General features: G+C 69.1%; 9 protein-coding genes. 6 read left to right on the plus strand and 3 right to left on the minus strand.

All coding sequences use genetic code 11. The features are described from left to right. From ACGFMM_RS34955 to ACGFMM_RS34970, 4 genes are all read left to right on the plus strand, one after another. A partial coding sequence (locus tag ACGFMM_RS34955) for a DNA/RNA non-specific endonuclease (protein ID WP_393650516.1) occupies positions 1-5523 on the plus strand: 5523 nt, incomplete at its 5' end. Between the two features lie 96 nt (positions 5524-5619). Next, entirely contained in the window at positions 5620-6141 is a 522-nt protein-coding gene (locus ACGFMM_RS34960; RefSeq protein ID WP_393650517.1) for an SMI1/KNR4 family protein, read from the plus strand. After that, positions 6138-6767: a signal peptidase I gene (gene lepB / locus ACGFMM_RS34965; RefSeq protein ID WP_393650518.1), complete on the plus strand. Its 630-nt coding sequence runs from the start codon at positions 6138-6140 to the stop codon at positions 6765-6767. The genes ACGFMM_RS34960 and lepB overlap by 4 nt, the downstream gene beginning before the upstream one ends. A gap of 100 nt (positions 6768-6867) precedes the next feature. Then, on the plus strand, positions 6868-7314 hold the full coding sequence (locus tag ACGFMM_RS34970; protein ID WP_393650519.1) for a Rieske (2Fe-2S) protein: 447 nt from the start codon (positions 6868-6870) through the stop codon (positions 7312-7314). Here the strand turns inward: ACGFMM_RS34970 and ACGFMM_RS34975 are convergent. Next, on the minus strand, positions 7301-7957 hold the full coding sequence (locus tag ACGFMM_RS34975) for a cysteine hydrolase (RefSeq protein ID WP_393650520.1): 657 nt from the start codon (positions 7955-7957) through the stop codon (positions 7301-7303). The two genes, ACGFMM_RS34970 and ACGFMM_RS34975, sit on opposite strands and share 14 nt — an antisense overlap. 133 nt (positions 7958-8090) lie before the next feature. Here ACGFMM_RS34975 and ACGFMM_RS34980 point away from each other — a divergent pair, with 133 nt between their 5' ends. Beyond that, entirely contained in the window at positions 8091-8558 is a 468-nt protein-coding gene (locus ACGFMM_RS34980; RefSeq protein WP_393650521.1) for a pyridoxamine 5'-phosphate oxidase family protein, read from the plus strand. Positions 8559-8606: 48 nt separating this feature from the next. On the opposite strand, the gene ACGFMM_RS34985 is transcribed toward ACGFMM_RS34980, so the two are convergent. Then, entirely contained in the window at positions 8607-9509 is a 903-nt protein-coding gene (locus ACGFMM_RS34985) for a LysR family transcriptional regulator (protein ID WP_393650522.1), read from the minus strand. A 74-nt stretch (positions 9510-9583) separates the two neighbouring features. Between ACGFMM_RS34985 and ACGFMM_RS34990 the strand changes: the two genes are divergently transcribed. Beyond that, on the plus strand, positions 9584-10636 hold the full coding sequence (locus ACGFMM_RS34990) for a DMT family transporter (protein ID WP_393650523.1): 1053 nt from the start codon (positions 9584-9586) through the stop codon (positions 10634-10636). Here the strand turns inward: ACGFMM_RS34990 and ACGFMM_RS34995 are convergent. Then, the gene (locus ACGFMM_RS34995) at positions 10627-11958 is read right to left on the minus strand and encodes an aminotransferase class I/II-fold pyridoxal phosphate-dependent enzyme (protein ID WP_393650524.1); all 1332 of its coding nucleotides are present in this window, start codon (positions 11956-11958) and stop codon (positions 10627-10629) included. The genes ACGFMM_RS34990 and ACGFMM_RS34995 overlap by 10 nt on opposite strands.

Genomic DNA, 11958 nt, shown 5'->3' on the forward strand with positions numbered 1-11958 from the left:
GTCAAGACGCCGATCAACTCGGACAACGGCAACAAGCGCACCGACTACGTCCTGACCTGGGACGTCTACAACAAGACCACCGGCACCTGGGTCTCGGGCAGCTCCGGCATCCCGGGCCTCAAGCAGAACGTGGCGGTCGAGGACCCGACGTCCAACCAGCTCGGCATGGAGAAGTTCTACTCCTACACGGGCAAGAACACCGGCGCCGGCTCCACGGCCATGAACAACCTGGCCTCCGGCAACAGCGTCTGGCAGTACAACGCGTTCTCCAACCCCGGCCGCGGCCTGACGACGTTCTTCCGGATGGCGTACAACAGCCAGGACACGTCGGACACGGTCTCCGGTCACGGCTGGTCGTTCCAGGCCTCGGGCCCGATCCGGCTCGGCGCGCCGCTGGACTTCCACCCCAACCCGCACCCGACGGAGATCCGTCTCCCGGACGGCGACGGCACGACCCACGTCTTCCGCAAGCAGCCCGACGGCTCCTGGAAGGCCCCGGCCGGCGTCCACTACAAGGTCACGCCCAAGGCGGGTCTGGACTGCACCCCGGCCAAGGACCCGATCCCGGACGCCTGGACGCTCACGCGCCCCGACGGCACCCGCTTCCTGTTCGGCTGCGACGGCTACATGACGTCCGCGATCGACAAGAACGGCAACACGCAGACGTACACGTACGAGGAGCGGAAGTCCAACAACAAGCCGACCAAGTTCCTCAAGTACATCACCGACCCGGCGGGCCGGCAGACGCTCACCGTCGACTACTACGACAAGGCTGAGGCGACCTCCCCGAAGATCCAGGACCACATCCAGTCGGTCACCGACATCTCGGACCGCAAGCTGGCGTTCGAGTACTCGGACAAGGGCCTGCTCACCAGGATCACCGACGGTGTGGGCTCGTCCCAGCCGAAGGTCTTCGGCTTCACGTACGACGCCACGCAGGGCAACAAGAACGTCAAGCTGGTCCAGATCACCGACCCGCGGAACAACGCCACGAGGCTGGCGTACAACGAGCCGTCGGCCGGCGACGACCCGAAGTACCACTGGTGGACGAAGACGGTCACCGACCGTCTGAACGGGGCGACCGGGTTCACGTACGCGGTGAACGCGTCGAACCCGAAGTTCACCGACACCAGGGTGACCGACGCGGAGTCGCACACCACGGCCTATGTGGCGGACGACTTCGGCCGTCCGGTGCAGACGACGAACGCCAAGTCCGAGACCACCAAGACGACGTGGGACGCGGACAACAACGTCACGTACCTGGAGGAGGCCAACGGCGCCAAGACCGCGTACTGCTACGACCAGAAGACCGGCTACCCGCTCTGGTCGCGGGACGCGGAGAACAACAAGTCCGGTGTTCCGGCGCCTTCGGAGTGCGCTCCGGGCACGTACCCGGCCAACGCGCAGCAGTACAGCTACCAGACCCGTCTGGACGGCTACTCGGCCGACCTGGCCACGAAGACCTCTCCGGAGGGCCGCAAGTGGCAGTTCGGTTATGACACCTTCGGCAACCTGAAGACGGTCACCGACCCCAAGGGTGTCGCGACGCCGACGGCGAACGACTACACCTCCACCTACGAGTACGACGCCTACGGTCAGATGACCAAGGCGATCGACGCCAACGGCAACCCGACGACCAACAGCGACTTCGGTCCCACGGGCTACCCGGCGAAGATCACCGACGCGCTGGGCAAGGCGACGAACTTCGTGTACGACGATCGCGGCCAGGTCCGCGAGGTCGTCGACGCGCTGGGCAAAAAGACGACGCAGGACTACGACGCCTTCGGCCGCCCGTTGGTGAAGACAGTGCCGAAGGACCAGTCGGCGGGCGTCCTGATCACGATGCCGGCGCCGGAGTACGACGCGAACGACAACGTCACCAAGGCGACGGCGCCCAACGGTGCGGTGTCCACGGCGGTGTTCGACGCGGCCGACCAGATCACCTCGGACACCGCGCCGAAGGACACACCCACCTCGTCCGAGCGCAAGACGGTCTACGCCTACGACAAGGTCGGCAACCTCCTGACGACGACCGAGCCGAAGGGTGTGCTGACCACGTCGGATGCGACCGACCACGTCACCACCAACGCGTACGACGCGATCTACCAGCTGGCCTCCGTGGTGAACTCCGCGCAGCACAAGATCTCGTACACGTACGACAACGTCGGCAACGTCACCCAGATCGTCGACCCGAAGAAGAACGCCACGGCGGACCCGTCCGACTTCCTGACCAAGACGGCGTACGACCTGAACCACCGGGCCGTCACGGTCACGAACGCGGCCGGCAAGTCCACCTCGACCACCTACGACAAGGACTCCCTGGTCGTCCAGACCAAGGACGCCGAGGGCAACACCACGTACGTCGACTACGACGAGCGCGGTAAGCAGAAGGAGGTCCGGGCCCCCTACGAGGGCACCACGTTCCGCACGACCCGGTACGAGTACGACCAGGTCGGCAACACCACCAAGGTGATCAGCCCGAAGGGTACGGCCACGGCTACCGCGGACGACTTCACCCAGCGCACCGAGTACGACGCGCTGAACCGTCCGGTCAAGCAGTTCCAGCCGTACGACCCGGCCGACAGCCGCTACAACAACCCGAACGTCTACTCGCAGACGGTGTTCGACGCGGTGGGCCGGGTCACGAAGAACTCGCTGCCGCCGTCGGAGGGCCAGACGGTCCGCAACGACACGACGTACGAGTACTACGACAACGGCTGGACGAAGAAGTCCACCGACCCGTGGGACATCAGCACCACCTTCGACTACACCGAGCTGGGCCAGCAGAAGGCCCGCACGCTCACCTCGGCCGGCGGTTCCTCGAACCGCACCATGACGTGGGCGTACTACCCCGACGGCAAGCTGAAGTCCAAGGCGGACGACGGTGTTCCGGTGGGTGAGTCCGTGGTCCTGGTGGACAACTCCGACACCCAGCACACCTCTTCCACGGGTACGTGGACGAAGGGTGACATCGCCGGGCAGCAGGGCTACGACCACCGCACGCATGCGGCCGGTGCGGGCACCGACGCCCACACGTGGACGCTGAACATCCCCAAGGACGGCACCTACACCGCGTATGTGAAGTTCCCGAGGGTGACCGGCGCCGCGACGACGGCGAAGTACACCCTGTCCCAGGGCACGACCACCCACCCGGCGGTGACCAAGGACCAGAACGCGTCCACCGGCACCTGGGTGCCGCTCGGCTCCTACAGCCTCAAGCAGGGCAACGACGCCACGCTGAAGCTGGAGCAGAACGCCGGCGGGATCATCGTCGCGGACGGGGTCAAGCTGGTACGCGACACCTCGGGTGAGATCGACAGCGAGAAGAAGTCGTTCGCCTATGCCTACGACGTCAACGGCGGCATGACCTCGATCGACGACACCTCCTCCGGTGCGAAGATCGACGCCTACACGATCGCCTACACGGGCCTCAACGAGGTCCAGAAGGTGACCGAGGCGCTCGCCGGCCAGGAGAAGAAGGTCACGTCGTACACGTACGACGCGAACGGCAAGCCGGACACGATCACCCACCCCGACCAGTACTCCAAGTACACGTACGACCTGCGTGATCTGGTCAAGTCGGTCTCGGTGGGCAAGACCCCGACGGACGCCTCGCCGAAGGTGACGTCCTACACGTACACCGACCGGGGCCTGAAGCTCCAGGAGACCAAGAACAACAAGAACACGGTCGACTACACCTACTACCTCAACGGTGCGGTCAAGACGACCACCGAGAAGAAGCCGAACGGCACCCTCGTCTCCTCGCACGCCTACGCCTACGACCCGAACGGGAACAAGGCGCAGGACGTCGCGAAGAAGATGAACGCCGACGACAACGCGGCGTATCTCGAGTCGACCACGGACCACACCTACAACCCCGTCAACCGGCTCACCAAGTCGGTCAAGACCGGCAACGGCGCGGGCACCGACACCTACGTCCAGGACGACAACGCCAACGTCATCAGCCAGACGGTCGACAACGTCACCACCACCTACGAGTACGACCGCAACCGGCTGCTCTCGGCGACGGTGGGCGGTGCGAAGGCCACCTACAACTACGACCCGTTCGGTCGTCAGGAGTCCGTCACCGGCGGCGGCAAGGTGATCGAGCGCTCGGTGTACGACGGCTTCGACCATGTCGTCGAGTCGCAGAAGCTGGACGACGCCGGCGCGCTGAAGACGACGAAGTACACCTTCGACCCGCTGGACCGCACGGCGTCCAAGACGGCGGACGGCAAGACGACCGACTTCACCTACCTCGGTCTGTCGTCCGAGGTGCTGGGTGAGGAGGTCGCGGGCGAGCTGACCAAGTCGTACCAGTACAGCCCGTGGGGCGAGCGGCTGTCCCAGGTCACCCACAAGACCGACGGCACCAGCGAGGACACCTACTACGGCTACAACTCGCACACCGACGTCGAGACCCTGACCGACAAGGACGGCAACTCCAAGGCCACGTACGGCTACACGGCCTACGGCTCGGACGACCGGTCCGAGTTCACCGGCATCGACAAGCCCGACGCCGCCGACCCGACGAAGGAGGCGTACAACCCCTACCGCTACAACTCCAAGCGGTGGGACGCCCACGCCGGCACCTACGACATGGGCTTCCGGGACTACAACCCCGGTCTCAACCGGTTCACCAGCCGGGACATGTACAACGGCGCCCTCGCGGACATGGGCCTCGGCTCGGATCCGTACACCGGGAACCGCTACGCCTTCACCGGTGGCAACCCCACGAGCTTCGTGGAGATGGACGGTCACTGCTTCGGGTGGGACGCCTGCGAGGACTTCTTCGACGACGCCGGGGACTTCGTCGTCGGCGGTGCGAAGAAGGCCGGGGGCGGCTGGCTCACCGTCGTCGACACGTTCCTCACGGGCATCGGCTGGTACAACGAGACGGCCCCCAACGGCTACACGTCCGACCACACGGGCGACTACAGCAAGGGCCGGCTCACCACTCCCGACGACGACTGGGACTGGGTGGGGGCGGACACGCTGTATCCGTTCACCGAGGGCAACTGCACCGATGACCAGAGTGCGACGTACTACCAGCCCCTCGACAAGTACGACAGGGCACAGGGGATCCGGGCCTGCCTCAACAAGGGCGACTTCAGCTGGATCAACGACAAGGGCCAGACGATGGGCAACTCCGACTCCATGATCGCGGGATCGCCTGTTCCGCGTCCCATGAGGGAGCACCCGGAGACCGTCCCGCCGGGCATGGTGGCGGATATGAACCGCGGTCACCTCCTGGCCAATGCGCTGGGCGGCAGCGGTACCGACCGTCGGAATCTGGTCGCCCTGTACGGCACACCCAACAGGTCTCAGATGAAGAAGGTGGAGAACGAGGTCGCCAGGATGGTGGCGGCCGGGGACACGGTCTACTACGAAGTGACGGCCAACTACACCGGCCGAAACGGTGCTCCCGATTCCCTGACCATCAAGTGGATCAACATGGACACCGGGGAAATGCCACTCGATCCCATTACGATCTGGAACACACCCTCAGGCAACCAGCCCTGAGCTAGTCCCGGTTCGTAGAAGATAGAACGGGTGTGGGTGAATATCGCTGAGCGTATTCACCCACACCCTTTTCCTACTGAAAGGTGCCATATGTGGGTGCAGCGTGTGATTGAGCTGACCGGTTGGGAGCCGCTGGGGCTTTCCGTCGACTGGACGGCGATGGAAGAGGAGCTGCAGTGCCCGCTGCCGGCGGACTACAAGGAGCTCTTCGAGGCGTTCGGCGGCGGAGTGTTCTCCGAGTCCGTCTATTTCCTCGCGCGCGACGAGGGGATCTCCTTCGACTTCCTCGCCCAGTGGCGAGCGGAGCTGTCGACCGATCGGGACAGCAGCCTCGGCAGCGTCTCCGCCATGGACCCGTACGCGGTCTACGCTCCGGGCGGCAAGGGCCTCGTCACCTGGGCCTCCACCGAGTGGGGTGATCAGTACTGCTGGCTGCTCGACGCCGAGCGGCCCGGCGAGCATCCCGTCCTCGCGCGAGTCGAGGACAACGAATGGCGCCGATACGACATGTCCACATCGGAGTTTCTCTACCGAGTTCTCACGGACGCCGATTTCAAGCCCTTCGGAATCGCCCGGTACAACCTCGACAAGACGTTCCGGCGCAGGGGTGGAGAATGAGAAGCGCCGGACGCGGATTGCGGCTTGCCGCATGGGTGTTGGGCCCCGCCGGGTTGGCTCTGGCCGTGGGCGCGATCGTGGGGATCGGCACGGGTTACGCCTCGGCCACCGTCAACAGCACTGCCATGACTCCGACCTATTCCCCCGGTGAACTCGTCTTCCTCGAGCGAGTCGACCCGGATGAGATACGGCGGGGTGATGTGGTGCTCCAGCGGACGGCGAACCGCTACGGGGGCATGCCCGTACTGCAGCGTGTCATCGGCATGGGCGGCGACCACGTCAGGCAGAGCGCCGGCGGCCCGGTGACGGTGAACGGGAAGCCGCTCGCCGAGCCGTACGTGAAAGACGGCGACCCGTCCGGCGTCCCCCAGTCGTACGACGTGGTGGTGCCCGAGGGGCGGCTCTTCCTGCTCGGCGACCACCGCGCGAACTCCAACGACTCCCGCTTCTTCCTCACCGACCGGTCGGGCAGCGTCGCGGCCACCGCCGCCCAGGCGCGGGCCCTCGACAGCCGCACCGGCCTGCTCGTGCTGGCGTCGACCGCGCTGCTCGGACTCCTCCTCGCCGCCGGCGGACTCACGGCGGGCATCGTCTCCTGGGCCAGGCGGCGGGCCGCTCATTCGTAACGGATCGCCGTTCTGATCGAACACTTCCCGCGTCCCGTCCGTACTCCTTCATGAACGCACGAAAGTGAACGCACGAATCCGGTTGGTGAGGGGAGCTGTGATGAGCGGAGTGGCGCGCCGGACGGTGGTCGCGGCGGCGGGCGGGGTCGGTCTGGTCGGAGTGCTCGCGGGGTGCGGCGGCACGGGAGACTCGGGCTACGGTACGTCGGGCGGTACGTCGGGGACGTCCGGGGCGGCCGACTCCCCCAAGGGGGGCGCCGGCGCCGTGCTCGCCAAGACGTCGGACATCCCGCAGGGCGGCGGCAAGGTGTTCGCCGATCAGGGGGTGGTGGTGACACAGCCCGCGGCCGGCGAGTTCAAGGCCTTCTCCTCCTCGTGCACCCATTCGGGCTGCGCGGTGAAGGACGTGGTCGACGGCACGATCACCTGCCCCTGCCACGGCAGCGCCTTCTCCGCCGCGGACGGCAGTGTGCGGCAGGGCCCGGCGACCCGGCCGCTGCCCCCGGCGCAGATCAAGGTCGACGGGGACTCGATCACGCTCGCTTGACGCGCCGCGGCCGCTTCCAGCTGCCGAGCACCTCGTCGGTGGTGGTGACCGTGGAGACCAGGGCGAGGGTGTGCCGGAGGACCTCGGCGGTGTACTCGGCCGGCACACCCGCCACCGCGTCCCCGGGCACGACCGCCGTGTAGCCGAGGTTGACCGCGTCGAAGACGGCGTTCGGGATCGCCACGTTGGCCGAGACACCGGTGACGATCAGCGTGCGGCAGCCGAGGTTGCGCAGCAGCGGGTCGACGTCGGTGCCGGCCAGCGGGGAGAGCCCGTGCAGCCGCCGGACGACCAGGTCCTCCTCGGCGACCTCGATCGGCTCGGCGATCCGTACCGCGGTGCTGCCGGCGTGCTGCTGCACCGGCAGCCGCGCGGCGGCACGGAACAGCCGGGCGTTGGTGTTCGCGCCGCGCCCGTCGGGCCGCCGTTCGGCGACGGCGTGCACGACCTGTACGCCGGACTCGTGGGCGGCGGCGACGAGCCGGGCGATGTTGCGCAGTGCGCCCGACGTGCGGGCGGCCGCGGCGAGTTCGGGCAGGGCGCCGTTGCGTCCGACGACTCCCTGCTGGCATTCGACGGTGAGCAGCACGGTGGTGGCCGGATCCAGCTGCTCCGCGAGCGGCACTGACTGCGACGACGCCATGGTTCCCCCCTCTGACCTTCTTCTGCCTGCTGTGACCTTCCCGGGCGGGCGACGGTAGCGGGCATTGCGCCGGGACGGAAGAGCGCCCATGCTCTTCCTGACAGCTCGTCAGATCAATGGGGAGGGGCGGCTGATGACCATCGCACAGCGCCGTGGACGCAGGATCATGATGACCCCGGCGGAGGTGGACGCCTTCCTCGCCGAACAGCGCACCTGCCGGGTCGCCACCGTCTCCGCCGACGGCCGCCCGCACGTCAGCGCCCTGTGGTTCGCCTGGGACGGCACGTCGCTCTGGCTGTACTCGATCACCCGCAGCCGTCGCTGGACGGAGCTGCGGCGCGACCCGCGCCTCGCGGTCGTCGTCGACGCCGGAGAGGAGTACGGGGAGCTGCGCGGCGTGGAGCTGTCCGGCACCGCGGTCTTCGTCGGGGAGGCCCCGCGCACCGGCGAACCGTGCCCCGAACTGGAGGTGCCGGAGCGGCTGTTCGCCCGGAAGAACTTCGGTCTGGACGAGATGCCGCACGACGGACGGCACGCCTGGCTGCGGCTCACCCCGGACGCGATCGCCTCCTGGGACTTCCGCAAACTGGGCGCGCTCTGAGCCGGCTCTCCCGCCGCACCGTCGGCTACTCCCCCGCCGCGCCTTCGGCTAGTCTGCCGCCCGGCCAGCCTCGCGCAGCGCCTCCACGGCGGCGCGGATGGACGGCCGCCGGTCGGCGTCCATGCGCCAGACCGCGTAGATGTGCCGGCGCACCCGCTGCCGTACGGGCACGAGCACGACGCCCTCCGGGACCGGACCGCGGCCGAGGCGCGGCGTGACGCAGACACCGAGCCCGGCCGCGATCAGCGCGAGCTGGGTGTGGTGCTCGCCGGCCAAGTGGGCGATGCGCGGCTCGATGCCCTGCGAGCGAAGGGTGAACATCAGCCACTCGTAACAGAACTCGCCCTCCGGCCAGGACACCCATTCGTCGTCGGCGAAGTCCACCAGGTCGACCTCGGAGCGGTCGGCGAGCGGGTGGTTCAGCGGCATGGCCACGTCGGCGGAGTCGTCGAGCAGATGGGCGCGGGCCAGGCCGCCGGGCACCGGCATCCGCTTGTTGTTCCAGTCCAGGACGATCGCGAGGTCGGCGTCCCCGCGCAGCACCTCGCGGATGCCGCGCTCGGGCTCCAGTTCGCTGGTGCGCGCCCGCAGCTCCGGGTGGTCGACGCGCAGCGCACGCAGGGCGGCCGGGAACAGTCCGCGGGCGGCGGTCGGGAAGGCCGCGATGCGCACCTCGCCCACGACCCGGCCCCGCTGCGCCTCGATGTCGGCCTGGGCCATCTCCACCTGGGACAGGATCCGGGCGGCGTGCTCGGCGAGCAGCTGCCCGGCGTCGGTGAGCCGCACGCCCCGGCCGTTCTTGGCGAGCAGCTGCTGGCCGACCTCGCGCTCCAGCTTGGACAGCTGCTGCGAGACGGCGGACGTCGTCACGTGCAGCCCGTCGGCCGCGCCGCTGACCGAGCCGTGGCGGGCGAGGGCGTCGAGGGTGCGCAGGCGCTCCAGGTTCAACATGTAAGCAATGCTACGAGAAAGCGCGCAGGAAATCTCGCTTGTTCTACGACGTGCGAAGCGCCACCCTTGTGGTCATGACCCGCACCCGCGCCGCCGTCGACTGGCGCCTCCGCTTCGCCGCCCTCGCCCTGATCTGGGGTTTCAGCTTCCTGTTCATCAAGGTGGGCAACGAGGGCTTCGCGCCCTTCCAGGTGACCTTCGGCCGGCTGCTCTTCGGTACGGCGGTGCTCGCCGTCGCCATGGCGGTCAAGCGGGAGCGGCTGCCGCGCGGGCTGCGCACCTGGGGGCATCTCGCGGTGGCGGCGTTCCTGCTGAATGCACTGCCGTTCTCGCTGTTCGCGTACGCGGAGCTGACCATCCCGTCCACGCTGGCGGGCATCTGCAACGCCACGACGCCGCTGTGGGGCATGCTCCTCTCGCTGGTCGCGCTCTCGGAGGACCGCCCGACGCGGCTGCGCGCGGCGGGCCTCGGCATCGGCTTCATCGGCGTCCTGACCGTGCTCGGGGCCTGGCAGGGCTTCTCCGGTCTGGACGCGACCGGAACGGCGATGGCCCTGCTCGCCTCGTTCAGCTACGCGGTCGGCTGGATCTACGTACGCCGCACCCTCGCCGGCAACCCGGCCTCCAACCTCTCCCTCGCGGGCTCCCAGGTCGGCCTGGCGACCCTCCAACTGGCCGTCGTCACCCCGCTGTTCACCAGCATGCCGAAGTCGGTCGAGCTGCTGCCGCTGCTGTCGGTGCTGGCTCTCGGCGCGCTCGGGACGGGCTACGCGATGCTGCTCCAGTACGGCGTGGTCGCCGAGGTAGGCCCGACGACCGCGTCCATGGTCACGTACTTCATCCCGGTCATCGCCACAACAGCCGGCGTAGCCCTCCTCAACGAGTCCCTCACCTGGAACACCCCGGTAGGCGCGCTGGTAGTCCTTCTCGGCGCGGCACTGACGCAGACCCGTGGCCCGCTGCGCCGCCCCGTTGTGGGCAATCGTTCCTCCCCCAGACTTCGTCCGGGAGGTGCCCCCAGGGCGGAACGGGTGGGCACAACGGACGGCACCCCTGCGGGTGCCTCCGCCCCAAGTACGCACCAGCACCACAAGCACGGCACCCTCACCGGCACCCGTCACCCATAGGCCCGAGCCGGCGCAGGCCCCGCGGCCACGGCGATAGCCTCGGCCAGGGGCTCGACGTCGGGAAGGGCCAGCCCCGACACAGTCACCCGCACCGCCGCCCCCGTCCCCGACCGAAACCGCGCCCCAGGCGCAACCGCCCACCCCGCGGCCAGCAGCCGCGTCACCGCCCCGGTCTCGTCCGCGACCGGCACCCACACGTTCATGCCGGTCACCCCGTGCGCCCGCACGCCCCGCGCGGCCAGCGCCCGTACGAGTCCGTCGCGCCGTTCCGCGTACCAGCCGGCCACCGCCGCCGAGTCGACGGCGCCGCTCGTCCAGAGGTGCACGACCGCTCGCTGCAGCAGATGGCTGACCCAGCCGGGGCCGAGCCGCTGGCGGCCCCTGACCCGGTCGAGCGTGACCGGATCGCCGGTCAGGGCGGCGACCCGCAGGTCGGGCCCGTACGCCTTGGCGACCGAGCGCACCAGCGCCCAGTGGTCGGTGACGCCGCCCAGCGGGTGCAGCGGCACGTCGACGAAGTCGTGACCGTGGTCGTCCTCGACGAGCAGCACGGCAGGGTGCGCGGCGAGCACCTCGCGCAGCCGGGCGGCCCGTTCCGCGGTGACGGCCGCGCCGGTCGGGTTCTGCGCGCGGGCGGTGACGATCACGGCCCGCGCCCCGCCGCCGAGGGCGCGGGCGAGCGCGTCCGGCAGCGGACCCTCGTCGTCGACGGGCACGGGCACGGGCCGTAGTCCGAGCGCGGGGACGAGATCCAGCAGGCTCCCCCAGCCGGGGTCCTCGACCACGACCGCGTCACCGGTCTTCAGATGGGCGTTCAGCACCCGCTCGATCGCGTCGAGGGAGCCGGAGGTCGCGGCGATCGGGCCGTCGGGCACGCCGTCGGCGTCCAGGGCCGCGCGGGCGAGCCGGGCGAACTCCTCGTCCACCTCGGGCTCCCCGTACAGGACGGGCCGCTCGGCGTTGCGCCGCGCGGCGGCGGCGAAGGCCGCGCCGAGATCGGGCAGCAGCGCGGGGGCCGGGTTGCCCTCGCTGGCGTCGCGTACGCCGGCCGGGGCCTCGACGCGGATCGAGCCGCGGGCCGTGGTCGCGGGCTTGGGCCGTACTCGGCTGCCCCGCCGGCCGGCGGTCTCGATCACTCCGCGCTCGCGCAGCGTGCGGTACGCGGCCGCGACCGTGTTCGGGTTCACGCCCAGCTCGGTCGCCAACTCCCGCATGGGCGGCAGCAGTTGACCGGGCTGGAGGGCCCCCGAGCCGACCCCGCGCTCCACGCTGGCCGCGATCTCCGATGCGCGACGCCCTTCGATCCGATACTCTCCTAGCAC

This window comes from Streptomyces sp. NPDC048604, from assembly GCF_043199435.1.
In the GTDB taxonomy this organism is placed as follows: Bacteria; Actinomycetota; Actinomycetes; order Streptomycetales; family Streptomycetaceae; genus Streptomyces.

Bases quoted from the DNA above. Each gene is read 5' to 3' on its own strand.
- lepB (WP_393650518.1), top strand. From the start codon at position 6,138: ATGAGAAGCGCCGGACGCGGATTGCGGCTTGCCGCATGGGTGTTGGGC.
- ACGFMM_RS34970 (WP_393650519.1), top strand. From the start codon at position 6,868: ATGAGCGGAGTGGCGCGCCGGACGGTGGTCGCGGCGGCGGGCGGGGTC.
- ACGFMM_RS34975 (WP_393650520.1), bottom strand. From the start codon at position 7,957: ATGGCGTCGTCGCAGTCAGTGCCGCTCGCGGAGCAGCTGGATCCGGCC.
- ACGFMM_RS34980 (WP_393650521.1), top strand. From the start codon at position 8,091: ATGACCATCGCACAGCGCCGTGGACGCAGGATCATGATGACCCCGGCG.
- ACGFMM_RS34985 (WP_393650522.1), bottom strand. From the start codon at position 9,509: ATGTTGAACCTGGAGCGCCTGCGCACCCTCGACGCCCTCGCCCGCCAC.
- ACGFMM_RS34990 (WP_393650523.1), top strand. From the start codon at position 9,584: ATGACCCGCACCCGCGCCGCCGTCGACTGGCGCCTCCGCTTCGCCGCC.